The sequence below is a fragment of the Blautia faecicola genome (assembly GCF_004123145.1).
Classification (GTDB): Bacteria; Bacillota; Clostridia; order Lachnospirales; family Lachnospiraceae; genus Oliverpabstia; species Oliverpabstia faecicola.
This window is the reverse complement of the sequence record NZ_SDKC01000001.1, coordinates 2327501-2353543: the sequence shown is the minus strand read 5'-3', so window position 1 is coordinate 2353543 and position 26043 is coordinate 2327501. Positions and strand designations below refer to the sequence as shown.

General features: G+C 45.3%; 28 protein-coding genes, 1 tRNA gene and 1 pseudogene (1 of these 30 running past the window's edge). 25 read left to right on the top strand and 5 right to left on the bottom strand.

Annotated elements, in window-relative coordinates:
* The first annotated feature begins 1 nt into the window (after position 1).
* Entirely contained in the window at positions 2-184 is a 183-nt protein-coding gene (rpmF, locus tag ETP43_RS10595) for a 50S ribosomal protein L32 (RefSeq protein WP_022172627.1), read from the top strand.
* 9 nt (positions 185-193) lie between these two features.
* Here the strand turns inward: rpmF and ETP43_RS18500 are convergent.
* A pseudogene (locus tag ETP43_RS18500) lies at positions 194-358 on the bottom strand (DUF6783 domain-containing protein); the annotation flags it as partial.
* On the opposite strand from ETP43_RS18500, the gene ETP43_RS18495 reads away from it, so the two are divergent.
* Positions 296-454: a DUF6783 domain-containing protein gene (locus tag ETP43_RS18495; RefSeq protein ID WP_334295522.1), complete on the top strand. Its 159-nt coding sequence runs from the start codon at positions 296-298 to the stop codon at positions 452-454. The pseudogene ETP43_RS18500 and the gene ETP43_RS18495 sit on opposite strands and share 63 nt — an antisense overlap.
* A gap of 116 nt (positions 455-570) precedes the next feature.
* On the opposite strand, the gene ETP43_RS10585 is transcribed toward ETP43_RS18495, so the two are convergent.
* Positions 571-771: a cold-shock protein gene (locus ETP43_RS10585; RefSeq protein WP_022171257.1), complete on the bottom strand. Its 201-nt coding sequence runs from the start codon at positions 769-771 to the stop codon at positions 571-573.
* A 332-nt stretch (positions 772-1103) separates the two neighbouring features.
* On the opposite strand from ETP43_RS10585, the gene ETP43_RS10580 reads away from it, so the two are divergent.
* The 17 genes from ETP43_RS10580 (at position 1104) to purD (ending at position 16644) form a co-directional block, all read left to right on the top strand.
* On the top strand, positions 1104-2384 hold the full coding sequence (locus ETP43_RS10580; protein WP_129258017.1) for a dihydroorotase: 1281 nt from the start codon (positions 1104-1106) through the stop codon (positions 2382-2384).
* 48 nt (positions 2385-2432) lie between these two features.
* Positions 2433-3362: an orotidine-5'-phosphate decarboxylase gene (gene pyrF, locus ETP43_RS10575; RefSeq protein ID WP_022399842.1), complete on the top strand. Its 930-nt coding sequence runs from the start codon at positions 2433-2435 to the stop codon at positions 3360-3362.
* Between the two features lie 25 nt (positions 3363-3387).
* A complete protein-coding gene (locus tag ETP43_RS10570) occupies positions 3388-4170 on the top strand; it encodes a dihydroorotate dehydrogenase electron transfer subunit (protein WP_129258016.1) in 783 nt (260 codons plus the stop codon).
* Entirely contained in the window at positions 4170-5072 is a 903-nt protein-coding gene (locus ETP43_RS10565; RefSeq protein ID WP_022399844.1) for a dihydroorotate dehydrogenase, read from the top strand. The genes ETP43_RS10570 and ETP43_RS10565 overlap by 1 nt, the downstream gene beginning before the upstream one ends.
* Positions 5073-5213: 141 nt before the next feature.
* On the top strand, positions 5214-6458 hold the full coding sequence (locus ETP43_RS10560) for an ammonium transporter (RefSeq protein WP_129258015.1): 1245 nt from the start codon (positions 5214-5216) through the stop codon (positions 6456-6458).
* Positions 6459-6476: 18 nt separating this feature from the next.
* Positions 6477-6824: a P-II family nitrogen regulator gene (locus tag ETP43_RS10555; RefSeq protein WP_022399846.1), complete on the top strand. Its 348-nt coding sequence runs from the start codon at positions 6477-6479 to the stop codon at positions 6822-6824.
* 157 nt (positions 6825-6981) lie between these two features.
* On the top strand, positions 6982-7662 hold the full coding sequence (gene pyrE / locus ETP43_RS10550) for an orotate phosphoribosyltransferase (RefSeq protein ID WP_022399847.1): 681 nt from the start codon (positions 6982-6984) through the stop codon (positions 7660-7662).
* 21 nt (positions 7663-7683) lie between these two features.
* Positions 7684-7839 (top strand): hypothetical protein, encoded by a 156-nt coding sequence (locus tag ETP43_RS17100; RefSeq protein ID WP_022399848.1) that lies wholly within the window; start codon positions 7684-7686, stop codon positions 7837-7839.
* Positions 7840-7883: 44 nt separating this feature from the next.
* Positions 7884-8357 carry a VanZ family protein gene (locus tag ETP43_RS10545; RefSeq protein ID WP_106493348.1) on the top strand — a complete coding sequence of 158 codons (474 nt, stop codon included), beginning with the start codon at positions 7884-7886 and terminating at the stop codon, positions 8355-8357.
* Complete coding sequence (locus tag ETP43_RS10540; protein WP_129258014.1) at positions 8341-8655, top strand: DUF6142 family protein; 315 nt, start codon at positions 8341-8343, stop codon at positions 8653-8655. The genes ETP43_RS10545 and ETP43_RS10540 overlap by 17 nt, the downstream gene beginning before the upstream one ends.
* Positions 8656-8693: 38 nt before the next feature.
* A complete protein-coding gene (locus ETP43_RS10535) occupies positions 8694-10748 on the top strand; it encodes an aminopeptidase (protein ID WP_129258013.1) in 2055 nt (684 codons plus the stop codon).
* A gap of 358 nt (positions 10749-11106) precedes the next feature.
* Positions 11107-12144: a Gfo/Idh/MocA family protein gene (locus tag ETP43_RS10530; RefSeq protein WP_129258012.1), complete on the top strand. Its 1038-nt coding sequence runs from the start codon at positions 11107-11109 to the stop codon at positions 12142-12144.
* A 19-nt stretch (positions 12145-12163) separates the two neighbouring features.
* Positions 12164-13000: a sugar phosphate isomerase/epimerase family protein gene (locus tag ETP43_RS10525; RefSeq protein ID WP_129258011.1), complete on the top strand. Its 837-nt coding sequence runs from the start codon at positions 12164-12166 to the stop codon at positions 12998-13000.
* Positions 13001-13182: 182 nt separating this feature from the next.
* Positions 13183-13689, top strand: a complete 507-nt coding sequence (gene purE, locus ETP43_RS10520) for a 5-(carboxyamino)imidazole ribonucleotide mutase (protein WP_022171245.1) — start codon at positions 13183-13185, stop codon at positions 13687-13689.
* 29 nt (positions 13690-13718) lie between these two features.
* Positions 13719-14744 carry a phosphoribosylformylglycinamidine cyclo-ligase gene (purM, locus tag ETP43_RS10515; RefSeq protein ID WP_022399854.1) on the top strand — a complete coding sequence of 342 codons (1026 nt, stop codon included), beginning with the start codon at positions 13719-13721 and terminating at the stop codon, positions 14742-14744.
* Positions 14738-15361, top strand: a complete 624-nt coding sequence (gene purN, locus ETP43_RS10510) for a phosphoribosylglycinamide formyltransferase (RefSeq protein ID WP_022399855.1) — start codon at positions 14738-14740, stop codon at positions 15359-15361. The genes purM and purN overlap by 7 nt, the downstream gene beginning before the upstream one ends.
* Before the next feature lie 11 nt (positions 15362-15372).
* The gene (gene purD / locus ETP43_RS10505; RefSeq protein WP_129258010.1) at positions 15373-16644 is read left to right on the top strand and encodes a phosphoribosylamine--glycine ligase; all 1272 of its coding nucleotides are present in this window, start codon (positions 15373-15375) and stop codon (positions 16642-16644) included.
* 333 nt (positions 16645-16977) lie between these two features.
* Here purD and ETP43_RS10500 read toward each other — a convergent pair whose 3' ends face one another.
* The 3 genes from ETP43_RS10500 to ETP43_RS10495 all read right to left on the bottom strand — a co-directional run bounded on the left by ETP43_RS10500 (position 16978) and on the right by ETP43_RS10495 (position 19028).
* Complete coding sequence (locus ETP43_RS10500; protein ID WP_129258009.1) at positions 16978-17955, bottom strand: Gfo/Idh/MocA family protein; 978 nt, start codon at positions 17953-17955, stop codon at positions 16978-16980.
* A gap of 370 nt (positions 17956-18325) precedes the next feature.
* Positions 18326-18448 carry a hypothetical protein gene (locus ETP43_RS17935; RefSeq protein ID WP_279222175.1) on the bottom strand — a complete coding sequence of 41 codons (123 nt, stop codon included), beginning with the start codon at positions 18446-18448 and terminating at the stop codon, positions 18326-18328.
* A gap of 496 nt (positions 18449-18944) precedes the next feature.
* Positions 18945-19028: transfer RNA gene (locus ETP43_RS10495), tRNA-Leu, on the bottom strand.
* A gap of 186 nt (positions 19029-19214) precedes the next feature.
* On the opposite strand from ETP43_RS10495, the gene ETP43_RS10490 reads away from it, so the two are divergent.
* The 6 genes from ETP43_RS10490 to radA form a co-directional block, all read left to right on the top strand.
* On the top strand, positions 19215-21245 hold the full coding sequence (locus tag ETP43_RS10490) for a M28 family peptidase (protein WP_129258008.1): 2031 nt from the start codon (positions 19215-19217) through the stop codon (positions 21243-21245).
* A gap of 30 nt (positions 21246-21275) precedes the next feature.
* A complete protein-coding gene (locus ETP43_RS10485; protein ID WP_129258007.1) occupies positions 21276-21911 on the top strand; it encodes a GNAT family N-acetyltransferase in 636 nt (211 codons plus the stop codon).
* A 73-nt stretch (positions 21912-21984) separates the two neighbouring features.
* Positions 21985-22386, top strand: a complete 402-nt coding sequence (locus ETP43_RS10480; RefSeq protein ID WP_022399862.1) for a GntR family transcriptional regulator — start codon at positions 21985-21987, stop codon at positions 22384-22386.
* Positions 22387-22430: 44 nt separating this feature from the next.
* On the top strand, positions 22431-24881 hold the full coding sequence (locus ETP43_RS10475; protein ID WP_129258006.1) for an ATP-dependent Clp protease ATP-binding subunit: 2451 nt from the start codon (positions 22431-22433) through the stop codon (positions 24879-24881).
* 89 nt (positions 24882-24970) lie between these two features.
* Entirely contained in the window at positions 24971-25384 is a 414-nt protein-coding gene (locus ETP43_RS10470) for a hypothetical protein (protein WP_022399864.1), read from the top strand.
* A 100-nt stretch (positions 25385-25484) separates the two neighbouring features.
* Positions 25485-26043, top strand: the 5' end (the start) of a protein-coding gene (radA, locus tag ETP43_RS10465; protein WP_129258005.1) for a DNA repair protein RadA. Its footprint extends 812 nt past the window's final position; only the first 559 of its 1371 coding nucleotides appear in the window; its start codon is at positions 25485-25487; the stop codon falls past the right edge of the window.

The following is a 26043-nucleotide window of genomic DNA, read 5'->3' as shown; positions in this document are numbered from 1 at the left end:
GATGTCCATCTGTCCAAAGAATAAATCATCTAAAGCCAGAAGAGATAAAAGAAGAGCAAACTGGAAAATGGCTGCTCCGAACCTGGTAAAATGCAGCAAATGTGGTGCGCTGATGATGCCTCACAGAGTATGCAAAGCTTGTGGTTCCTACAACAAGAGAGAAATCGTTTCTCAGGAAGCTTAATTCAAGCAATTAGAAAGCAGATCCGTATGGGTCTGCTTTTTTTGTATGGGACACAGGAGACAATTTCTTCCACAGCGTTCTAGAGCGTGTCTGAAAAATCATTTCCGCAATCTGCAAGCCCCACTTTGCGGTATATTTTACCCTTATTCGGTTGCCGTAGCCCGCTACGCCGCCCTCATTCGGATAAAATCTCCCACAAACTGGGACTCGCAGCTCACGAAAAGCCTTTTTCAAACACGCTCTAGTCAGGGCACAGCGAAGGGAGGATGATGGAATTCTCAATAAAAAGAGTAATCAAAACTGCTCCACTGGATCAACTGTTGCTATACAATACAAAAAAACCGGCAGACCCTCAAAGCCTGCCGGTTCTCTCTTGTTTCTTAAAATTATAATTTTACAACGTTAGCTGCCTGCATTCCGCGAGCGCCTTCGGTTAAATCATAAGTTACAGCCTGTCCTTCGTCTAAGGATTTGAAGCCTTCTCCCTGGATTGCAGAGAAATGAACGAATACATCTGCTCCGTCTTCTCCTGTGATGAAACCATAGCCTTTTTCAGCATTGAACCATTTTACAGTTCCCTTGTTCATGATATTACCTCCATAAAAATAAAATAAATAGAAAATATAATGCAGAAGAATAATTCCAGAGATAAAAAATCCACCCGGCTCTGGAGATTAGCATTGATAAAATAAATAATAATCCCGTTCAGCCCGATGGGTAATATTAGATATATCCAATTTCCTTCTACAATGCTCATTATAGTTGGAATATTTGTAAAAGTCAAGCAGAAAAAGGCTTTATTTCAGTACAGTTTTCGTGTATGATAGTAGATGGAAAACAGGGTTCCTTACAGAAAGAGGGAACGAAAAAAAGTGTGAAGATATGCAAAAGATGCAGAAGCTTCAGGAAAGGATGCAATATGAAAATCCTGATAAAAAATGGTCATGTGATCGATCCGGATACAAAGCTGGATCAGGTTGCAGATGTACTGTTGGAAGATGATAAGATCCAGGAAGTGAAAGAGAACATCAAAGAAGAAGCCGATCGGGTGATCGATGCCAGAGGCTGCTACGTCATGCCGGGGCTGATCGATATGCATGTACATCTGCGCGATCCGGGGCTGACACATAAAGAGGATGTATTTACCGGATCGAAGGCTGCGGCAAGGGGTGGTGTTACAACACTGGTTGCTATGCCAAACACAAAACCGGTCATTGATAATCCGGAACGACTTTCTTATGTGAAAAATAAAGCAACGCAGTGTAATCTGGTCAATGTCCTGCAGGCAGGAGCTATCACTCAGGGGATGAAAGGCGAGGAACTTTCTGATATTGAAGGGATGGTTCGGGCGGGCGCGCCGGCGATCAGTGAGGATGGAAAATCTGTTATGAATGCGCAGATTTATAAAGAAGCGATGCAGATTGCAGCACGCATGAATATTCCGGTACTGGCACATTGTGAAGATATTCATATGGTAAACGGCGGCTGTATGAATGAAGATACCAATTCCGAGAAGTTTGGTCTGCCTGGAATTTGTAACGCAGTGGAAGATACTATTGTAGCAAGAGATATTTTGATCGCAAAAGATACCGGATGCCACCTGCATCTTTGTCATTGTTCCACAAAAGACAGTGAAGTGATGCTGCGTCTGGCAAAAGAAGAAGGAATCTCTGTATCCGGTGAAGTATGCCCCCATCATTTTACACTGACTTCGGATGATATCGTGGAAGGTGATACTAATTATAAGATGAATCCACCACTGCGCACAAAAGAAGACCGGCAGGCACTTCTGGAAGGACTGAAAAATGATGTCTTTGATGTGATCAGCACCGACCATGCACCACATACGATGGTGGAAAAGGGTGTTTCTATGAAGAGCGCGCCGTTTGGTATCGTGGGACTGGAAACCAGTGTATCTCTGACCATCACCGAACTGGTGGACAAAGGATGGATCACACCGATGCAGATGGCAGAAAAGATGAGTTACAATCCGGCGAAGATCCTGCATCTTGCCAACAAAGGATCCCTGAAACCGGGAAAAGATGCGGATGTGGTTGTGATCGATCCGAAAGAATCGTATGTGATCGATGTGAAAGATTTTGTATCGAAGGGTAAGAACACACCGTTCCATGGTAAAAAAGTAAACGGCAAAGTGAAAGTGACGATTTGTGGTGGAAGAGTCGTATATGAAGATAAATAAACAGGAAACAGACAACATACAGAAAGCAAAAGGCGAGGAGAAAAACAGATGATTAATAAATTGATTGAGAAAATTCAGAAAACACATGCACCGATCGTAGTAGGTCTTGATCCGATGTTAAATTATGTACCGGAACACATCCAGAAACGTGCATTTGCAGAGTACGGTGAGACACTCGAAGGTGCAGCAGAAGCCATCTGGCAGTTTAATAAAGAAATCGTGGATGCTACCTATGATCTGATCCCGGCGGTAAAACCACAGGTTGCCATGTATGAGCAGTTCGGTATCGAAGGTGTGAAAGCATTTAAAAAGACCGTGGATTACTGCCATGAAAAAGGACTGGTAGTCATCGGTGATGTAAAACGTGGAGATATCGGTTCCACTTCCGAGGCTTATGCGGTAGGTCATCTGGGAAAAGTAAAAGTAGGTTCCCAGCAGTTCGCAGGATTTGATGAGGATTTTGCTACTGTCAATCCGTATCTCGGTTCTGACGGCATCAAACCGTTCATCAAGGTTTGCAAAGAGGAAAACAAAGGCCTGTTTATCCTGGTAAAAACTTCCAACCCGTCCAGCGGAGAGTTCCAGGATCGTCTGATCGACGGTCGTCCGCTGTATGAGTGGGTAGGAGAACAGGTAGATGCGTGGGGCAAAGAACATATGGGCGATTCCTACAGCTATATCGGTGCGGTTGTAGGAGCAACGTATCCGGAACAGGGAAAAGTATTAAGAAAACTGATGCCGAAGACCTTTATTCTGGTACCTGGCTACGGCGCACAGGGCGGAAGAGGAAAAGATCTGGTACATTTCTTTAATGAAGACGGACTGGGTGCGATCATCAACTCTTCCAGAGGTATCATCGCAGCATACAAACAGGAAGCATATGCACAGTTTGGATCTCAGAACTTTGCAGAGGCATCTCGTCAGGCGGTAAAAGATATGATCGCAGATATCGACGGTGCACTGCAGGCGGCAAAATAAACTGGAAAAGACAGGAGTATCGAACATGAAAAAGAAAGAAATCTGTACTGTGATCTGTCAGAAAGAAATTGGTGACGGAATTTTCAGCATGTGGATTCAGACGGAAAACATCGGGAAAGAAGCAAAACCGGGACAGTTTGTATCGTTGTATAGTAAGGATGGAAGCAAACTACTTCCCCGTCCGATCAGTCTTTGTGAGATCGACCGGGAAAACAGTCGCCTTCGCCTGGTGTACCGTGTCACGGGAACGAAGACCGGAACCGAAGAATTTTCCGGACTGAAAGCCGGAGATACGATCCCAGTGATCGGACCGCTGGGAAATGGTTTCCCTGTAGAAAAAGCAGAGGGAAAACGAGTTTTTCTGATGGGCGGAGGTATCGGAGTACCGCCGATCCTGGAACTGGCAAAACAGATGCAGTGCGAGAAAAAACAAATCGTTGTGGGATACCGCAACGCGCAGACCTTCTTAAAAGAAGAATTTGAAGCAGCCGGAGAACTGTATATTTCCACAGAAGATGGCAGCGTGGGAACAAAGGGAAATGTAATGGATGCAATCCGGGAACAGAAACTGGAAGCGGATATCATCTATGCCTGCGGTCCGACACCGATGCTTCGGGCGATCAAACAGTATGCCGAGGCAAATAATATCGAATGTTATATTTCACTGGAAGAGCGTATGGCATGCGGTATCGGTGCCTGCCTGGCATGTGTCTGCAAGTCAAAAGAAAAAGATGCACACAGCAACGTGAACAATAAGAGAATCTGTAAAGACGGACCGGTCTTTCTTTCTACGGAGGTGGAAATCTGATGGATATGAGTGTAAATATTGCCGGCGTAGAATGGAAAAATCCGGTAACTGTGGCATCCGGAACATTTGGATCTGGAGAAGAATTTTCAGAATATGTGGATCTGAACCGTCTGGGAGCAGTGACCACCAAAGGTGTGGCAAATGTTCCATGGAGCGGCAATCCTACCCCGCGCGTGGCAGAAGTCTACGGTGGTATGATGAATGCGATTGGTTTGCAGAACCCTGGAATTGATCTGTTCTGCAAAAGAGATATCCCGTTTCTGAAACAGTACGATACAAAAATCATTGTCAATGTATGCGGACACGCACCGGAAGAATATCTGGCGGTGGTAGAACGGCTGGCAGACGAACCGATTGACATGATGGAGATCAACATTTCCTGCCCGAATGTCAATGCAGGATTTCTGGCTTTCGGTCAGGATGCACATCATGTGGAAGAACTGACCGGACAGATCAAAAAAATCGCAAAACAGCCGGTGATCATGAAACTGACACCGAATGTAACGGATATCACAGAGATTGCAAAGGCAGCGGAAGCCGGTGGTGCCGATGCGGTATCTCTGATCAACACACTGACCGGTATGAAGATCGATATCAACAGAAAGACCTTTGCCCTGGCAAATAAAACCGGCGGCGTATCCGGTCCGATCGTAAAACCGATCGCTGTCCGTATGGTCTACCAGGTGGCACAGGCAGTCAACATCCCGATCATCGGTATGGGCGGTATCTCCTGCGCAGAGGACGCAATTGAGTTCATCCTTGCCGGAGCAAGCGCTGTATCTGTGGGAACCGCCAACTTCCACAATCCGGCAGTGACGATGGAAGTGATCGACGGAATCGAAGCCTATATGAAGAAAAACGGTTTCTCATCCGTAAAAGATATGGTTGGTATTGTCAAATAGTAAATTTATTAATTTACCACTTGAAAGTAACAGAACCTTTTGCTATAATAAGAGCCGACAAAGGCGTCAGAAGAAAGAAATATTTCTTCTGGCGCCTTTTGCGTAAGATTAAAAAGCGTAAGAAAAAAGGAGGATGTTATTATGAACGCAGGAGACACTGGATTTATGTTGATCTGCACGGCACTGGTATTTTTTATGACACCGGGTCTTGCCTTTTTCTATGGAGGGCTGGTGCGAAGAAAAAATGTGGTAAATACTATGATGGCGTGTACCTTTATCATGGGACTTTCCGTAGTTATGTGGATACTTTTCGGATATTCCCTCTCTTTTGGTGGCAATCACGGCGGAATAATCGGTGATTTCCGATGGTTTTGCCTGAACGGAATCGGAATGGATGATGCAGGACCGTATGCGGCAACGATTCCTCATTTTGTTTATATTGCCTTTCAGATGATGTTTGCAATGATCACACCGGCGCTGATCACGGGATCCCTGGTGGGAAGGGTAAAATTCAAAGCCCTGTTTTTCTTTGTTCTGTTCTGGTCGATTCTGGTATACTATCCGATGGCACATATGGTATGGGGCGAAGGCGGATTCCTGGCAGAGATCGGTTCCGTGGATTTTGCCGGCGGTAATGTGGTTCATATCAGTTCCGGTGTGAGCGCACTGGTATTTGCCATCATACTGGGAAGAAGAAAAGGTTATGAAAATACAGCATATAGAGTACATAATATACCGTTTGTAGCGCTGGGAGCATTTCTGTTATGGTTCGGCTGGTTCGGATTCAACGCGGGAAGCGCATTGGCAGCGAATGGTTTGGCAGCACATGCATTTCTGACGACAGCGGTGTCCAGTGCCAGTGCGATGCTGACTTGGATGTTGATAGATGTGATCAAGGACGGAAAACCGACACTGGTTGGTGCGTCCACCGGACTGGTCATCGGTCTGGTGGCCATCACACCGGGAGCAGGATTTGTTCCGATCTGGTCTTCTTTCCTGATCGGTGGACTGGTAAGCCCGATCTGCTGCTTTACGATTTCTACAATTAAAGGGAAACTGAAAATTGATGATGCACTGGATGCCTTCGGATGCCATGGAATCGGCGGTATCTGGGGAGGTATCGCAACCGGAATCTTTGCAAAAAGTTCCATTAACCCGGTGGCACGCTGGGACGGACTGATCTTCGGAGAGTATTGGCTCTTTGTCGCACAGATTGTCGGCATCGTTGTGACGGCAGCGGTTGCTATTGTCGGAACACTGATCTGTCTGTGGCTGGTAAAACGCATTACGCCGATCCGCGTCAGCGACAAAGAAGAGAGAATCGGTCTGGATATCTCTGAACAGGGTGAAAGTGCGTATCCGACCTTCAATGGACTGGATTCATAAAAAGGAGAACAGAAAATTATGATGATAAAAGTAGAAGCCATCGTCAGAGAGGAAGTCTTTGATGATGTCAAACAGGCGTTAAATGATATCAAAGTGAATGGCATCACCGTATCTCAGGTTATGGGATGTGGTACTCAGCGTGGATATAAAAAACTGGTTCGTGGAACTCAGGTGGATGTGGTCATGCAGCCGAAGATCAAATTTGAGATCGTGGTATCTTCCGAAGAATGGGAGAAAAAGACGATCGAGGCGATCCAGAAAGCAGCGTATACCGGAGAGGTGGGAGACGGAAAAATCTTCAGCTATGAGATCCGGACAGCGATGAAGATCCGGACAAAAGAGACAGGATATGATGCGTTGAATTAAACTAAGAGAACGGCGGTTTTTCACTGCCGTTCTTTTGGCATATATACGGAAAAGCGCAGGTTCACGCAACAGTTGAAAAAAAGTGCGTAACGTAGTATACTTATCATAGATATGGAAAAATTCGGGCGCACGCCGAAAAACAGGAGGATGACAGAGCATGGAACAGTATAAGCAGGATTTTATTAAATTTATGGTAGAGAGTGACGTATTAAAATTCGGTGACTTTACGCTCAAAAGCGGAAGAAAATCACCGTTCTTTATGAATGCAGGTGCTTATGTAACAGGATCTCAGCTGAAGAGACTGGGTGAGTATTATGCAAAAGCAATTCATGATACTTACGGAGATGATTTTGACGTATTATTCGGACCGGCTTACAAAGGAATTCCCCTTGGCGTTGTAACGGCTATCGCCTACAGTGAACTTTATGGAAAAGAAGTACGCTACTGCTCCGACAGAAAAGAAGAGAAAGATCACGGTGCAGATAAGGGAAGCTTCCTGGGAAGTAAATTAAAAGACGGTGACAGAGTCATCATGATCGAGGATGTCACAACTTCCGGTAAATCCATGGAGGAGACCGTACCGAAAGTAAGAAATGCAGCAGATGTAACAATCGTTGGTCTGATGGTATCTCTGAACCGTATGGAAGTAGGAAAAGGCGGAGAAAAATGCGCGCTGGATGAGATCAAAGACCTGTATGGATTTGAAACTGCAGCGATCGTATCCATGGCAGATGTGGTAGAATGCCTGTATAACAAAGAATGCAACGGAAAAGTAGTGATCGACGATGCGTTAAAAGCAGCCATCGACGCATATTATGAACAGTACGGTGCAAAATAAAAAGGGAAAGAGGTAACAGAGATGAACAATGAAAAAATTTACCGGACAATTTCCCACAGCGGCGGTGCCAGCCTTGCGCTCGGCATCGTGGTACTGGTGACAGGAATTGTCTCCGGTGTGTTGATGATCGTGACAGGAGCGAAGCTTCTGAAACAGAAATATCAGATTACTTTTTAGAAAGGCGTAAGCCGAAGTACGGGGATCAAGGGGTAAATAAAGAAGTGAAAAAAGAAACAAAAAACAGAATCCGGATCATAAGCTGGATTCTGTTTGTGATTTATATAGGATTGCTGGTCTATTTTCTGTTCCTTTCGGAGGAGTACGGAAGGACAAGCTTTGATCAGCGGATATATCGATACAATCTGACACCGTTTCAAGAAATCAAAAGATTCTGGATCTATCGTCACCGGGTAGGATTCTGGGTGGCATTTCTGAATCTGGCGGGAAATGTGATCGGTTTCCTGCCGTTTGGATTCTTTCTTCCGATTCTGAGCAGACGCTTACGAAACGGAGCTGTGGTAACGGCTCTTGGATTTGGCTTAAGTCTTCTGGTGGAATCGATCCAGCTGGTTTTTAAAGTGGGATGTTTTGATGTGGACGATCTGATCTTAAATACACTTGGTGTATTGCTCGGGTATCTGTCCTTTTGGATCTGTAACGGGATAAGGAGAATGATTTATGAGAAGAAAATTTAAATACACATTTACCAGGAAAGAAGAGACAGAGGGCGGTTTTTCTTCAATGGTTTTTGCCGGCTGCTCGCTGCTGCTGTTTCTGGTATCTGCGTGTCTCTCTTTTTTCTGGGAAGGGAAAGCAGAAAGCTGGATCGGAGCGCTTGGTCTGATGGCAGTGCTTTTTTCGGTCAGCGGCTTTGTGATCGGAATGAAGAGTTTTAAAGAAAAAGGAAAAAATTATCGGTTCAGTGTGATGGGGGCGATGGCAAACGGAGTGATCTCCGTGGGCTGGCTGGCACTGATCCTGATTGGATTATAAAACGAGAACAAGTAAAAAGAAATGTAGAGGGATTGCCTGTGGATGAATTAGCAAAAGAAAGATATGATCTGGCTGTGGAAAGGATCCGCGAGATCCGGGAGGAAAAGACGGTGGCAAAGCCGTATCTGGACTTTTTTAAAAAAACAGCCGGATTTCTCGAAGAGATGATCCGCCTGCGCGACCGGGTGGAAGCCGGAGAGATGAAAAAACTGTCCCTGGAAGAGCTGCGCCGGGAAAATACGCAGTGCTATCAGGATATTCTGCCGGAGAACTACCCGACTTCCTATGCAAGTCCGGATTATGCGGCAAAGATGCTGGGAGAAGATTTAGGCGTTTTATTAAGTTTTCTGTATACAGAACTTCGCGGAATGATCGTGTATGCCTGGGAGCAGAAAAACTGGGATTTTCTGGTGGGACTGGAACTGTTTTTGCAGGTGTACAGCGAGTTTGAGGACGGGGAAGTACCGACCAGAGAAAATGTACGGAAAATCTTATACTGGTATGTGAACGATTACTGTCAGGAGATGGTAGAAGAACGGGTGCGCCAGGCGGTGGATCCGTCACTGGATTTTGCAGTAAAGATCATAAAAGATGCAGATCTGAAGGATCTTCGGTATCTGTATCAGTTCGGTGAATATGTGACCGAAGAGGAAGAAAAGACTGCCGCCTTTTTAAATACGCTGCCGGAAGAAGAAATTACTGCGATGGCGTGTACCTATACGGAAGGTTATCGGATCGGTTTTATCGCTACCGGCAAAGATTTGTCCAGAAAGAAAACCGTGAATATTCGGTATGTGCTGGGATTTGAGCGGATGATCCGTGCTGCGATTACGCAGTTTGAGCAGATGGGATTACAGCCGGTGATCTACCGGAGTGCTGTGCACATGGTAAATAAGGGACTGCACCGGATCGGCTATTACGGAGCGATTCCGAATCCACAGTTTGACTATGACCACCGTAACGATATTGCACTGTATCTGGATGATGATTTTGTCAGCCGGAAGCTGCGGGCAACCCGCGGGGCATATGAAACTTATAAGGAACTGGCGGGTGTGCATGCCGGACCTGCCGTTGTGGAAATCTTCGGAGAACGGCCATTTGTACCGGAGACCTGTGAATATGCGATGAAGCTTACGGAAAAGCAGCAGAAGTTAAAAGTGCATATGCAAAATGAGATTGGTCAGATTACGAACCGTTATATCAAAGGCGAGGAGAGAAGTTTCACGATCATCGCCTATCCGGTACCGGCGATCGGAGATCAGTTTGAAGAAATCTTTCGTGAGACGGTAAAAATCAATACGTTGGACTATAATCTGTATCAGCAGATTCAGCAAAAGCTGATCGATGCACTGGATCTTGGAACGAGTGTGCATATTCTGGGAAAAGGTGAAAACCGGACAGATCTGCGTGTACAGCTTCACAAACTGGAAGATCCGGAAAAACAGACGAATTTTGAAAACTGCGTGGCAGATGTCAATATCCCGGTGGGGGAAGTATTTACCTCTCCGAAACTGGCGGGAACAAACGGAAAGCTGCATGTAACGAAAGTTTATCTGAATGAACTGCAGTATCAGAATCTGGAACTGGATTTTACGGATGGAAAGATTACAGACTATACCTGTACCAATTTTGATTCCGAGGAAGAAAATAAAAAATACATCCGGGAAAATATTCTCTATCATCATCCGACACTTCCGATGGGTGAGTTTGCGATCGGAACCAACACAACGGCATACCGGGTGGCGAGAGAATATGGCATCGAGGCGAAACTTCCGATCCTGATCGCAGAAAAGACAGGACCGCACTTTGCAGTGGGAGATACGTGTTACAGCTGGGCAGAAGATACGAAAGTATATAACCCGGATGGAAAAGAGATCATAGCGAGAGACAATGAAGTCTCGATCCTGAGAAAAGAAGATGTGAGCAAGGCGTATTTTGGCTGCCACACCGATATCACGATCCCGTACGATGAACTAGGAGCTATTCTGGTGGAGACGGAGGACGGAAGAGAGATTTCGCTGATTCAGGATGGAAGATTTGTGCTTGCAGGAACAGAAGAACTGAATAAAGAACTGGATGCGCTGGAAAAATAAAAAAGTACACAGAGGATAAAAAAGCGACCGGAAATCAGAGAGAACCTTGAAAAGTTCTGAGTTGATTTCCGGTCGCTTTTGAAATTTGAGCAGGTAAAAATAAAAATTGACAGAAATTACAGGCAATGCTAATGTAAAAGAGAAAAAAAGCAAAAAACACAGTAACTATTCAGTAGCCACTGTACCGCGAAGTGTTTTGGCATGAATATGCTAAAATCCTGAGACATACAAGCCAAAATGCCATCACCGAAGGTGATTTTAAATGCATTTTGGCTCGTAACTGTGAAGGTACTGAACAGTTACAAAACACAAAATAATACATAAATACACAGGAAACAGCAAGAGGAGGTATCAAAAGATGAAAGTAGGAGTCATTGGATGTGGCGGAATGGGAACTACTCATTATCTGTCCTTAAAAGTTCTGTCTTCCCAGATGGATGTGGAAGTGGTCGCACTGGCGGACTGCCGGGAAGAATTTTTACAGAAAGCAGCAGCAGAATTTCCCGAAGCGCGGACCTATACTTATGGAATGGAACTGATCGAACGTGAAAATCTGGATGCAGTACATATCTGCCTTCCAAGCTACCTGCATACAGAGCATGCCGTAGCAGCGATGAAAAAGGGCATGAATGTTCTGGTAGAAAAACCGGTCTGCCTGACCAGAGAAGAAGGAGAACTGCTTTTGGAGACACAGAAAGAAACAGGAGTGAAAGTCATGGTAGGACAGGTGGTCCGTGCCTTTGACGAATACCGCTATCTGAAAGAAGTGTACGATAACAAGACACTCGGAAAGCTTAAATCGATCGTGATGCAACGTGTGAGCGGCAATGTCCGCTGGGGATTTGAGGGATGGTTCCATGATGAGAAAAAGAGCGGTTCGGTCGTGCTGGATCTTCACATCCATGATCTGGATTTCCTAAGATACATGCTGGGAGAGCCGGATGATTTTGAAGTGCGGGCAACGACATTTGACTCCGGTATGATCAATCAGGTAATTACCACCTATGAGTTCGGTGATGTATTTGCTACAGCAGAAGGGGTGTGGGATGTGTCTCCGATACCGAAATTCCAGGCAGGATTCCGGGCGTATTTTGAAAAAGGAACTGTTTACTTTAATCAGGCAGGGCAGCCGGGGCTTGCGGTATACAAAGCTGATGGAACAGAGATTGTTCCCGAGTTGCATCCGGAGTATGAGGGACAGACGAATACCGGTATCAACATCACGAACCTCGGACCATATTATACAGAGATCAAGTATTTTCTGGAATGTCTGCAGGATGGAAAAGAAATCACTCTCGCGCCGCTTCAGGAAGGCGTAAAATCCGTAGAACAGGCATTGGAAGAGTGGGAAGCTGCGAAGCTGTATCTTCGTGAGAAAAAAGAAATGTATATCTGAGAAATACAGGAGGGAACATATGCGGGTAGGAGTGATCGTCCGTATGGAAGCGGACACAGATATTGATGAAAAATTTGCGGAAGTCCGTGCGATGGGCATGGAGAGCTGTCAGCTGGTATGCTGGGAGCGGAAAATTATCAACGATGAGAAGGCAGCAGAAGCGATTCTGGCGGCAGCCGAAAAACACGGGATTACTATCAGTGCATTCTGGTGTGGCTGGGGCGGACGGAAAGTCTGGGATTTTTATGATGGTCAGCTGACACTCGGTCTGGTTCCGGCAGATTATCGGGCAGAGCGCGTGAGAATGCTTCTGGAAGGTTCCGATTTTGCAAAGAAACTGGGTGTCATTGATTTTGTCACCCATGTAGGCTATATGCCGGAAAATCCATATGATCCTAATTATCAGGGAACACTGAACGCCTGCAAAGAAGTGGCAGAACGGTGCAAAAAGAACGGACAGGTCTTCTTATTCGAAACCGGACAGGAGACGCCGGTTACATTGAAACGTGCGATGCAGGATATTGAAAAGAGCGTGGGCGAAGGATGCGTGGGAGTGAATCTGGATCCGGCGAATCTTTTAATGTACGGAAAAGCTAACCCGGTGGATGCGCTGGAGGTCTTCGGGGAATATGTGCGCGGTGTCCACGGAAAAGACGGAAAATACCCGACGGACGGTCATTTTCTTGGAGAAGAAGTGCCGATCGGGCAGGGAAAGGTCAATTATCCGGTCTTTGTCGAACGGTTAAAAGAAGCGGGATATGACGGAGATATTACCATCGAGAGAGAAATCTCAGGAGAAGAACAGAAAAAAGATATTCTGGCAGGAAAAGAATATCTGGAACAACTGATCGGATAACAGAGAAGAAAAGAGAACAGCCTGTGGGGAGGTTCTCTTTTTTTGACTGTTCCTGGCAATTTTCATGATTTATATTGACAAGAAGTGACAGACTTAGTATTATTACTAATAAGTAGGGATGAATTAATTAAAACTACTTATAAGAAGAACTAATAAGTATTTATGAGCAAAGGAGACAAGCAATGGCTAAAGTAGGAATTGTTATGGGAAGTGATTCTGACATGCCGGTGATGAGCAAAGCCGCAGCAATGTTGGAAAAATTAGGCGTAGATTACGAGATGACGATTATTTCTGCACACAGAGAACCAGATGTATTCTTTGAGTATGCGAAGAGCGCAGAGGAGAAAGGATTTAAAGTAATCATTGCAGGCGCCGGTATGGCTGCCCATCTGCCGGGTATGTGTGCTGCTATTTTCCCGATGCCGGTGATCGGTATCCCGATGCATACCACTTCTCTGGGAGGCAGAGATTCCCTGTATTCGATCGTACAGATGCCGACCGGTATCCCGGTGGCAACCGTGGCAATCAACGGAGGAGCCAATGCAGCGATTCTCGCAGCAAAGATTCTTGCAACATCTGACGATGCGCTGCTCTCCCGCCTGAAAGCATATACACAGGAAATGAAAGAAGAAGTAGAAGCAAAAGACGCAAAATTAAAAGAAGTAGGATATAAGAACTATACAAAATAAAAGTGCCGCAGAGCAGATGGAGGATCAAGATGGATTACAAGAAAGCTGGAGTAGATATTGAAGCAGGTTACAAATCCGTAGAACTGATGAAGGAACATGTAAAAAGAACTATGAGAGAAGAAGTTCTTGGCGGACTTGGCGGATTTTCCGGTGCATTTTCTCTGAAAAAGATCAAAGAGATGGAAGATCCGGTACTGCTGTCCGGAACAGACGGATGCGGAACCAAAGTAAAACTGGCGATGATCATGGACAAACACGATACCATCGGAATCGATGCGGTTGCCATGTGTGTGAATGATATTGCCTGTGCAGGCGGAGAACCATTATTCTTCCTAGATTACATTGCCTGCGGTAAGAACTATCCGGAGAAGATCGCACAGATCGTAAGCGGTGTGGCAGAAGGATGCGTACAGTCCGATGCAGCCCTGATCGGCGGCGAGACAGCAGAACATCCGGGTCTGATGCCGGAAGAGGAATACGATCTGGCAGGATTTGCCGTTGGTGTCTGCGACAGAAAAGAGATGATCACCGGCGAAAACCTGAAAGACGGAGATGTATTGATCGGTATGGCATCCACAGGCGTACACAGCAACGGATTTTCTCTTGTAAGAAAAGTTTTCGATATGACAAAAGAATCCCTGGATACCTATTATGACGAACTGGGAACCACACTGGGAGAAGCACTGCTGGCGCCTACAAGAATCTATGTAAAAGCTCTGAAAAATGTAAAAAATGCAGGTGTGACCGTAAAAGCATGCAGCCATATCACCGGTGGCGGATTCTATGAAAATATTCCGCGTATGTTAAAAGACGGTGTTCACGCAGTGATCGAAAAAGACAGCTATCCGATCCCTCCGATCTTTACCCTGATGGCAAAGAAAGGGGATATCGCAGAACAGATGATGTACAACACCTACAATATGGGTATCGGTATGATCGTTGCCGTAGATCCGGCAGATGTGGACAAGACCATGGAAGCTATGCGTGCAGCAGGCGATACGCCGTACGTTGTCGGTAAAATCACAGAAGGTGAAAAGGGAGTGACCTTATGTTAAAAATGGCAGTTCTGGTATCCGGCGGCGGTACCAATCTTCAGGCGATCATCGACAGCATAGTAAACGGAACCATCACCAACGCGGAGATTTCCGTTGTGATCAGTAACAATGCCAACGCCTACGCACTGGAGCGGGCGAAAAAACATGGTATCGAGGCAAGATGCATCTCTCCGAAACAGTATGAGACGCGAGAAGCATTTAACGAGGCGCTTCTGGCAGCGATCCAGTCTTACGATGTAGATCTGGTAGTCCTGGCAGGATGTCTGGTTGTGATTCCGGAGATCATGGTGAAGGCATATCCGAATAAGATCATCAACATTCATCCGGCACTGATCCCGTCTTTTTGCGGAACTGGCTATTATGGACTGAAAGTGCATGAAGGTGTGTTAAAAAGAGGCGTAAAAGTAACCGGAGCTACCGTGCATTTTGTAGATGAGGGAACGGATACCGGTCCGATTATCCTGCAGAAAGCGGTAGAAGTGAAAGAGGGAGATACCCCGGAAGTTCTGCAGCGAAGAGTTATGGAAGAGGCAGAATGGGTGATCATGCCGAAAGCGATTGATCTGATTGCAAATGATAAGATAGAGGTAGTGGACGGACTGGTAAGATCCAGATAGGAGGAAAAGACATGAAAGTACTGATCGTAGGGAGCGGCGGAAGAGAACATGCTATCGCATGGAAAGTAGCACAGAGTCCGAAAGTTGACAAAATCTACTGTGCACCGGGCAATGCGGGAATTGAAGAATATGCAGAATGTGTCAACATCGGTGCGATGGAATTTGACAAACTGGTGGCTTTTGCAAAAGAAAAAGCGATCGATCTGACCGTCATCGGTATGGACGATCCGCTGGTTGGCGGCGTGGTAGATGCCTTTGAGGCAGAGGGACTGCGTGTATTCGGACCGAGAAAAAATGCAGCGATCCTGGAAGGCTCCAAAGCATTTTCCAAAGATCTGATGAAAAAATACAACATTCCGACAGCTGCTTATGAAAACTTTACCGATCCGCAGGAAGCGCTTGCCTATCTGGAAACCGCAAAATTCCCGATCGTTTTGAAAGCGGACGGACTGGCACTGGGAAAAGGTGTACTGATCTGTAATACACTGGAAGAAGCACAAGACGGTGTCAAAGAGATCATGGAAGATAAAAAATTCGGCAATGCCGGCAATACGATGGTAATTGAAGAGTTCATGACCGGTCGTGAGGTATCTGTTCTGACTTATGTGGACGGAAAAACCATCAAACCGATGACTTCCGCGCAGGATCACAAACGTGCCAAAGACGGAGATCAGGGACTGAATACCGGTGGTATGGGAACCTTCTCTCCAAGCCCGTTCTATACGGAAGAAGTGGATGCATTCTGTAAGGCACATATTTATCAGGCAACGGTAGATGCGATGGCAGCAGAGGGAAGAGAGTTCAAGGGAATCATTTTCTTCGGTCTGATGCTGACCGCAGACGGTCCGAAGGTACTTGAGTACAATGCCCGTTTCGGTGATCCGGAGGCACAGGTTGTTCTTCCGAGAATGAAGACCGATATCATCGATGTGTTTGAGGCATGTATTGACGGAACGCTGGATCAGATCGATCTGGAATTCGAAGACAACGCAGCCGTGTGCGTCGTTCTGGCATCTGACGGGTATCCGGTATCTTATCAGAAAGGCTTCCCGATCAAAGGACTGGATACATTCAAAGAAAAAGAAGGTTACTATGTATTCCACGCAGGAACCGCAAAGAAAGACGGACAGATCGTGACAAACGGCGGTCGTGTGCTGGGTGTAGTAGCAAAAGGAGACGATCTGAAACAGGCGAGAGCGAATGCGTATAAAGCAATTGATCTGGTAGAGTTTGATAACAAATATTATCGTCATGATATTGGAAAAGCGATTGACGAGGCATAAGATAAGGTAAAAAATAACAGGGGCAGAAGACGAAAGAATCGTTTTCTGCCCCTGTTTTTCTGTGTTGCATATCAATAATTGATTCAGTGGATCAATTTTAAATTACGCGAGCAACGAGCCAAAGTTCATGCTTGCATGAAATCTTGGAGATTGCTGCGATAACGAGTAAAATTTGTGAAGCGTATTTTATCTCGTTATATAAGAGTTTTAAGTTGTATGAAAGTTGTATAAATACTGCAAAAACAATAAGTATTTATCAAGCATTTGTTTTTTATAGGTGCAAGATGTTTCTAATATGCATATTTATGTATAGCCGCGGTCAGGAGTGAAAAATCAGTGTTCTTCCTCCGGATATGTCATCCCCCAGTCTTTCCGGATCGAGGTCATCATATCCATCACATCGATCGTATAGTCGAGATGTATCCGATCCGCTTCTCCTGCAACTGCCGCTTCCATGTCTGCAATTTCATATTCCAGCGCCCGGTCGGTAGAACCGGCGGATATCACTTCTTTGTGACCGTCTTCCGTATAAGTGATGATGGCTTCTTCGCCCCGCGGATACTCGAAAAGTTCGATGTAAGCCTTATCAAAAGAGATCGTTCCCCGTTTGGGCTGTTTGGCATGTAGAGATAAAATGACGGTAGCCATTTCCTCCTCTTTGTTTTTCAGCAGAATTGATGCTTGCTCGTCCACGCCGGTAGGCGCGTATTTTACCTGAGAGAGAATCTGATCCGGCTTTGAGGACATAAACCAGCGAAGGAAAGACAGCGCATACACACCGATATCAAGCAGTGCTCCGCCCGCGAGATTCCGGTTGAAAAAGCGGTTTTTCATGTCATACTCTTTGTAACTTCCGAAGTTCATCTGCAAAAGCCGAAGTTCCCCGAATTCCCCGGCATCCATCCGGCTGCGAAGTTCCTTGTAGATTGGCATGTGGAAAATCGTCATGGCCTCGGCAAGAACTACATGATGTTCTTCAGCGAGACGAACCGCTTCTTCCAGTTCTTCAGCGTTGAGGGTAATGGATTTTTCACAGAGTACATGTTTTCCGGCACGTAAAGCCTTCCGAAGGTAGGAAATATGTGTGTTATGCGGAGTGGAAATATAGATAATGTCCACCTCATCATCCGAAAATACATCGTCAATCTGATCATAAACTTTATCAATTCCATATTTCTCAGCAAAAGCAACTGCCTTTTCGTGCGTACGGTTTGCTACGGAATATAGTTTCCGTCCGTTTGCAGCAAACGCCTGTGCCAGCTGATTGGCGATCACGCCACATCCGAGAGTAGCCCACTTATATTCTTTCATAACGGTGTCCTTTCTTACTCTTTCTATAAGATTTTGTCATGTATTTATTATAGCGAAGAGAAAAGAAGGGTGCAAGTGGGAAGTATTGTGTTGACAGTGAATGGGACGGTTTCGATCATTACTTGTTCCTGTTCGCAGTAACATTACTTTTTAGAAACACAGGGAAAATACAGAAAACAAATGTGAATAATGTGATTTTATTCTAAATATTACAAAAGAACCTTAGTAGGAAAATTAAAAAGAGCATTTGCAAAAACAAGTGCTCAAGTGTATGATCAAATTAGAAAGGTAATCGGATATGACTCCGATTTGCCCTCTGTCAATTAGCTAAAAAAGAAATAGCATCCTAAACTTTGGGCGGTAGAGGATGCTATTTCTTTTTATTTTTCTTTTTGCGTTTCTTTTTACGCTTATGTTTCTTTTTATGATTGTCTATGTAAGACAGAGTCTCAAAAACTACTAACAATAAAGTAAGAACTTTCATTGCGTTCATAGGGCATCACCCTCCTTTCATAAGATCAGAGGGCATAAAATAATCAGAAATCACATCCTGCTTTCTATTCGATTGTACAAATGTAGTATACTACATTGCAAACAGATGTTCAAATGGAAAGTATTCCGTATGAATAGACTAAAAATTAAAACGTTACTGTTCACTCCGTGCCCAGCAACACGCTGCGCGATGCACAGAATTTATGCTGTTCGCATAAATTCGCGCGATATGTCTCGGGTTTTCTGTGACCTTCGCTCACAAAAAACACCTCGCGGGATATTACCAGTGAACAGTAACATTAAAACATTACATTTTCACCCGAATCAACACCGAACAAAAAGACCAACTGGTTTTATCCGCCCTACAGCCACCACAAGATATAGTAGCCCCACCACCCAAAAACGTGAGACGGCGTGAGATAAAAATCGTATCATTTAGACAATAAAAAAAGCAGAAAACCTGAATAAAATCAAAGCTTTCTGCCCTTTTCTCTGTATGCGGGAGATGGGACTTGAACCCACACGAGCATACACCCACAAGATCCTTAGTCTTGCCTGTCTGCCAATTCCAGCACTCCCGCGCGCTTTCTTTATCTGAAAGACAAGTGATATTATATCCCCGTAAAACAGAAAAGTCAACACTTTTTTTGAAAAATTATGCAAAAAAATTAAAATAGACAGTCAGAGGTGCGCGCGGTATAATAAAGCCGACATAAGAATACGATCCCGACAGCAAATGTCAGGCACCGTTTGGCAGGAGGGTATCAATGAACGAGAAAGAGAAAGTATTAACACATCTGGATATTCCATATTCCTATGAACTGGCAAAACGTATGGAGATGTATCGGTGTAATCCGGTGCTGGGATATCGGTCGGCAGGATCAAAAGCAGAGTTTCTGACCGGCGAGATGTTAAAAAAAGAGATGGAAGAGATTGGCCTGTCCGAGGTAACCAAAGACGAGATTACCGTGGATGGGTGGGAATTTCGCAAAGCGGTTCTGTATGTGCTGGATGAAAACGGAAAGAAACGTGAGATCCAGCTGGGAGCCTACCAGACCAACTGTGTGACCGATGGAGCGGAAGAATATCCACTGGTCTATGTTGGAAAAGGAACAGAGTTAGACTATAAAGACATCGATGTAAAAAATAAACTGGTATTAGTTGACATTAATCAGCGTGACGAATGGTGGATCAATTTTCCGGTATATCAGGCACATCTGAAAGGCGCAAAAGCACTGATCGCGGTGCAGCAGGGCGGTTACGGCGAGATTGATGAAGACGCGTTAAATGCACAGGATATCGCAGGACCTGCAGATGCTCCTGCATTTTCCATATCCAGAAGAGACGCTCAGTGGCTGAAAGAACAGCTAGATAACCAGCAGAGCCGGGAACTATGGGTGACACTCGAAGCGGACAGCCGGGTGATGCCGGAGTGCAAAACCTATAATATCACTGGTCAGATTCCGGGAAAACGCAAAGACCGTATGATCGTGCTTTCTGCTCATTACGATTCGTATTTTGACGGATTTCAGGATGATAATACGGCGGTGGCAATGATGTTCGGAATCGCGAAAGCATTGATCGATGCGAAGATTCAGCCGGAAAATACGATCCTGATCTGCGCGATGGCAGCAGAAGAATGGGGCGTGATCGATTCGGATTTTGACTGGTCGACGGGTGCCTACGAACAGGTCTTTACCGCACATCCGGAATGGGTGGGAAAAGTAATCGCCGACCTGAACTTTGAACTTCCGGCGCTGGCACACGGAGCCGGGGCGCGGATCCGAAGCTGTTATGAATATCAGCCATTTTTGGAACAATTTCTGGAAGACCTCCCGGTTCTTACGAGAGCGTATCCGGAGGATGCATCCGTGGTATCTCCGATCGAAACCTGGTCCGATGACTTTTCGATGGCGATCGCAGGAATCCCGTCCATGGTAAATGATTTTACCGGCGGAAGTTTTATGGAGACACACTATCACTCACAGTTTGACAACGACGAATACTACGATCCGCAGGTCTACCAGTTCCATCATGAACTGTATGCACTGCTGATTCTGGCAATCGACGCGACAGCCGTAGTACCACTTTCCTTTACCGGTGTTATGAAACGCGCACAGGAAGGTCTGGAACTGGTAAAATCCTGTGAAAACAGCTGTCTGGAAGAAAAATACGAAACAATCAGCAAATTACTGACCGGAGCAGAAAAACAGCAGGAAGAAAATTACCGGTGGATCATGCAGAAAAACAGTGCATATAAAGCGTGCGAAGATCCGGAACAACGGGAAACACTGTATCAGAGCCTGCGACAGACAGAGACGGAACTTCTGAAACGCTTCAAAACAGAACAGGATGCATTTGTCCGCATTGACTGGTACGGAAATGTATTCTATCCACATGAGATTTTACTGAGAAATATCCACCTTTTAGAGGGAGCCAAAAAGAATCTCGAAGAGGGAGAACTTTCGGTGGCACTCAGAAAACTGTATGATGTGGATAACAATGCCTATGCATTTATGTTTGATAAAGAAGTCTACAGACATTTTACCGATTATGTGTACCATCAGCCGAAAGAACGGCTGAAATGGGGATACAGACGTCTGATGCAGCATGAAAATCTGTACGATCTGGTAAAACAGCTGCTGAAAAAAGAAGAAGCAGGAGAAAAAGACTGTCGGGAAGAGACAGCAGCACTTGCAAAAGTAATCGATAAACAGTACAAAATGGCAGAACAGACAATGGAAGAGATTTATCAAACCGTGAAAGAACATTTTGTGCATCCGATACAGGAACAATAAGAAAGGTGACGGGGAAACCCGCTGAAAAATATGGAAAGCGATAAGTTATATAGGGTAAAAAAAGAAGATTTACCTAAGTTAGAGGAACTTTTAAATATTTGTTTTGCACACGATCCGTTGTACGAGACACTGATCCCGGATCCGGATGTGAGAAAACGTCTGATGCCGGAGCTGTTCCACTGCGATATGGATGAATTCTATGAAACATGTGAGATTTTTGCGGACAGCGAAGAACTTAACAGCGTGCTGGTGGTATCCGATGAGACGGAGTCCTACAATCTGTTTCATTTCCTGCTGACAGAAGCGAAGGCTACCCTGCAAAATGATCTGTATCTGATCAAGGAGGATCCGTCTTTTCATACCTTTTATAATTTTATCAAAGGCGGTGACTACCTGAATTCGAGCTGGACACAACAGCTTCATCAGACAAAACGACTGCATATTATTTACCTGGCGGTTCATCCAAGGATGCAGCACCACGGAATGGCAGCGATGTTGATGAATGAAGCAATCCGGTATGCCCAGGAACATGGAATGATGATTTCACTGGAAACACACAACGAAAAAAATCTGGAATTCTACAAAAAGTTCCAGTTCAAAGAGTATGGAATCTTAAAAAAGAACTTTAATCTAAAACAATACTGTCTGATCCGGGAATATCAGTAAGGGTCTGCTTTACAAACCGTGGGATCTGTTATATGATGTATAACACACAGAAAAGAGAAAGCAGGGTGAACAGATGCAGATAGAATTGCTGGAGATAGACTTTAACAGTGAAGAAGCGATTTATATGCAGCTTCGCAACCAGATCATACTGGGAATCGCGACATCCAGACTGCAGGACGGAGATACGCTTCCGTCGGTAAGACAGATGGCAGAATGTATCGGGATCAATATGCATACAGTAAATAAAGCATACGCGGTTCTCAGAAAAGAGGGCATCGTATCCATAGACCGGAGAAAAGGTGCGGTGATCTGCATCGATTCGAATAAATTGCTGGCACTGGAAGAGATGCGTCGGAATCTGTATATCATTCTGGCGAAGGGAAGATGCCATAATATATCCAGACAGGAAGCACATCAGCTGCTGGATGAAATCTATGATATGTGGGAGCAATCCCCCGAAGACCCGTTGGAATAATCTGCGGGCAAAAAGGACACGAAAAATGGAGGATAGAACGCTGCATGAGTACACAATATACGAATCAGGCAAAGACAGCGGTAAAATATGCGGAAAAGACAGCGCGCAGATGTAAACATAGTTATATCGGAACGGAACATTTGCTGGCAGGTCTTTTACACGAAGAAGAGGGAACAGCCGGTATGGTTCTGCGTGATATGGGAATCAGTGAAGAACGGCTGATGGAAATGATCCGGAAACTGATTGCACCGGAAGAGAGTAATGTGCTGACTGCGGATCGGGCAGGATATACACCACGGGCGGCAAGAATGCTGGAAGGAGCTGTGGAAGAAGCAGATGATCTTCGCAGTGAAAAGATAGGAACAGAACATCTGTTGCTTGCGATGCTGCGGGAAGTAGACTGTATGGGAACCCGTCTGCTGCACACGATGGGAGTAAATATCCGAAAACTGCAGAATGAAGTTCTGACAGCGATGGGAGAAGAAGTTGCGAATCCAAGAGATAATGGCAATGCAAGATCCCAAAATGAAGCGGCTACAGGCACGCCGACGCTGGATCAGTACAGCAGAGACCTTACCGAGATGGCGCGGCAGGGAGTTATGGATCCGGTGGTCGGAAGAGAAGAAGAGATCGGACGCGTGATCCAGATCTTAAGCCGTCGGACGAAAAATAATCCGTGTCTGATCGGCGAACCGGGAGTTGGAAAAACAGCGGTAGTAGAAGGACTTGCCCAGCGGATCGCACAGGGATTGGTGCCGGAAAAAATGAAAAACAGACGGCTGGTCGTTCTGGATCTGTCCGGTATGGTGGCAGGATCCAAATACCGCGGGGAATTTGAAGAAAGAATCAAAAAAGTGATCACAGAAGTGATGGAACATCCGGGGATTTTGCTGTTTATTGATGAACTGCATACGATCATCGGAGCTGGCGGTGCGGAAGGAGCACTGGACGCGTCCAATATTTTAAAGCCGTCTCTTTCGAGGGGAGAGATTCAGATCATCGGTGCGACTACGATTGAAGAGTACAGAAAACATATTGAAAAAGATGCGGCACTGGAACGAAGATTTCAGCCGGTTACGGTAGAAGAACCGACCGAAGAGCAGGCGGTTGAGATCCTGAAGGGACTACGTCCTTATTATGAAAAACATCACGGAGTTACCATTACCGATGATGCGCTGGAGGCAGCAGTCAAGATGTCTATCCGCTACATCGCTGATCGTCATCTGCCGGACAAAGCCATCGATCTGATGGATGAAGCGTCTTCGCGGGTACAGCTGGCAGGGATTGCAGTGCCTCCACAGTTAAAAGAGATGGAGCAGAACTTGCATGTAATTTCCGGGGAAAAAGAAGAAGCGATTCGAGAAGGCGATTTTTCAAGAGCACGGGAGTTACAGGAAGAACAGAAAGAACTGGAAGGATCCTACGAAAAATTGAAAAAACGTCAGGAACAGCGCTATAAAAATAAAAAAATGCAGGTGACCGAAGAAAATATCGCGCAGATTGTATCCAGCTGGACCAAGATTCCGGTACAGAAACTTGCACAGAAAGAGTCCAAACGTTTGGCAGGTCTGGAAAAAGAATTGCACAAACGGGTAATCGGTCAGGAAGAAGCGGTGGAAGCAGTCGCCAAAGCGATCAAACGTGGACGCGTGGGCTTGAAAGATCCGGCAAGACCGATCGGTTCCTTCCTGTTTCTCGGACCAACCGGTGTAGGTAAGACGGAACTGTCCAAAGCACTGGCAGAGACAGTCTTCGGCTCCGAACAGGCGATGATCCGTGTGGATATGTCGGAATACATGGAAAAGCACAGTGTATCTAAACTGATCGGTTCACCACCGGGATATGTGGGATATGAGGAAGGCGGTCAGCTCTCCGAAAAGATCCGGAGAAATCCATACAGTGTGATCCTGTTCGATGAGATTGAAAAAGCACATCCGGATGTATTTAACATCTTATTACAGGTGCTGGATGACGGTCATATCACCGATGCACAGGGAAGAAAGGTGGATTTCAAACAGACCTGTATCATCATGACATCCAATGCCGGTGCACAGTCGATCGTAGAACCAAAACGTCTTGGATTTTCTCAGGGAGAAGACAAGAAAAAAAACTACGAAGATATGAAACGCGGCGTTATGGAAGAAGTGAGAAGGATCTTCAAGCCGGAATTCTTAAACCGTATTGATGAGATCCTGGTCTTCCATATGTTAGATAAACAGGAGATCCGGCAGATCGTCAATATTCTGGTGAAAAAACTGGAAAATCGATGCAAAGAACAGTTGGATATCGAACTGGTTGTACGAAGCAGTGTGAAAGACTATCTGGCAGAAAGCGGATTTGACAGCAAATACGGTGCCCGACCGTTGAAAAGAGCGATCCAGAACAAACTGGAAGACAAGATGGCGGAGGAAATCCTGGAAGGAAAGATCCACAGAGGAGACCGGGTTATTGTGTCTGTATCTAAAAAAGTTATTAAATTTTCAGTCAATGACTAGATGTTTTTCTGAATTTATTATATAATATATACAAAACAAAAGCAACGTCAGAGATGACGGAACGCACAGAGGAAAACTAGGAGGGTACTATGGCTACGATTAAAGAATTGATCAGAACAGAAGCAGCTGGAGGAATCAGTTTCGGTAATTATGAACTGGACACCAAGACGAAACTTTCTGATTATGAATATGATGGTGACTTATATAAAGTAAAAACCTTTAAAGAGATTACAAAGCTGGAGAGAAACGGAATGTTCGTATACGAATCCGTTCCGGGAACCACAGTTTTAGATATGAAGATCGGAAATAACGGTATGGTATTTTCTGTGGAAGGAACAGAGAATACACAGATTACAGTAGAGATGGAAGCAGATTGCGAATACAAAGTTCTTCTGGATGATGTGAGCGTTGGTCATATGAAAACCAATCTGGGAGGAAAATTATCTTTCAGCGCAGACCTATCCCCGGATAAAGCCGTGTGCGTAGAGATTGAAAAATTATAAGCAATCAAAAGCTTGTGATAAAAAGAGCTGTCGTCTTACCGGAAAACGGTAGGGTGGCAGCTTATGTTGTATATGAGGATGAACAGGAGCAGAAAAGAGTATGGCAAAAGCGAAGAAAACAGTATTTTTCTGTCAGGAATGTGGATATGAATCACCAAAATGGATGGGACAGTGCCCGGGATGCAAAAGCTGGAATACGTTTGTGGAAGAGACCGTGAGTCCGAGCCAGACAAAACATCAGGAGGCAGCAGGAAGAAAGAAAGCAGAACCCGTGGCACTTTCCGAGATTTCCCTGGATGAAGAAGACCGCATCCATACTGGCATCAAAGAACTGGACCGAGTTCTTGGTGGTGGAATCGTGCAGGGCTCGATGACACTGGTAGGCGGTGATCCGGGTATCGGAAAATCTACGCTTCTTTTGCAGGTGTGCAGAAATCTGGCAGATCAGGTATCGGTTCTTTATATCTCCGGTGAGGAATCCTTAAAACAGATCAAGCTGCGGGCACAGAGGATCGGTGCGTTCGGAGATCGGCTACGGCTACTGTGCGAGACCAATCTGGACACGATCCGCCAGGTGATCGAAAAGGAGAAACCTACGGTGGTTGTGATCGACTCGATCCAGACTATGTACAATGAGGAGGTATCTTCGGCTCCCGGAA